The sequence below is a fragment of the Streptomyces tamarix genome (genome assembly GCF_032423885.1).
In the GTDB taxonomy this organism is placed as follows: Bacteria; Actinomycetota; Actinomycetes; order Streptomycetales; family Streptomycetaceae; genus Streptomyces; species Streptomyces tamarix.
Genome location: NZ_JAWCTQ010000104.1, coordinates 1 through 917 on the forward strand (window position 1 = coordinate 1; position 917 = coordinate 917).

The 917-nt window shown below is 65.5% G+C and carries 1 protein-coding gene; it reads right to left on the minus strand.

Annotated features, from left to right (window positions below; translation table 11 throughout):
• A partial coding sequence (gene ispG / locus RND61_RS32460; RefSeq protein ID WP_315881756.1) for a flavodoxin-dependent (E)-4-hydroxy-3-methylbut-2-enyl-diphosphate synthase occupies nucleotides 1-917 on the minus strand: 917 nt, incomplete at both ends.

Below are 917 nucleotides of genomic sequence, written 5' to 3' on the forward strand. Positions count from 1 at the left end.
ACCTCCATCCCCTCCAACCCCGCCGACACCTCATCCGCCAACCGGTACACATCCACCTGCGCCCGCCCACACGACGGACACGACACGATCTCCAACCGCCGCTGCCGCAGGTTCAACGCCTCCAGGATCTGAATCCCGACCTTCACCTCCTCCACCGGCGGCGCCGACAACGACACCCGGATCGTGTCCCCGATCCCCTCCGCCAACAACGCACCGAACGCCACCGCCGACTTGATCGTCCCCTGGAACGCCGGACCCGCCTCCGTCACCCCCAGATGCAACGGATAGTCACACGCCTGCGCCAACTGCCGATACGCATTGACCATCACCACCGGATCGTTGTGCTTCACCGAGATCTTGATGTCGTGGAAACCGTGCTCCTCGAACAGCGACGCCTCCCACAACGCCGACTCCACCAACGCCTCCGGCGTCGCCTTCCCGTACTTGCGCAACAACCGCCGGTCCAACGACCCCGCGTTCACCCCGATCCGGATCGGCGTCCCATGGTCCCTCGCCGCCCGGGCGATCTCCTTGACCTTGTCGTCGAACTGCTTGATGTTCCCCGGATTCACCCGCACCGCCGCACACCCCGCCTCGATCGCGGCGAACACGTACTTCGGCTGGAAGTGAATGTCCGCGATCACCGGAATCTGCGACTTCCGCGCGATCACCGCCAACGCGTCCGCATCGTCCTGCGTCGGACACGCCACCCGCACGATCTGACAACCCGACGCGGTCAACTCCGCGATCTGCTGCAACGTCGCACCCACATCGGACGTACGCGTCGTGGTCATCGACTGCACCGACACCGGCGCGTCACCACCCACCGCAACCGAACCGACCTGAATCTGCCGACTCTTCCGGCGCTCGGCCAGCCGGGTCGGAACGGACGGCATGCCGAGAGAAATGGCGGTCAT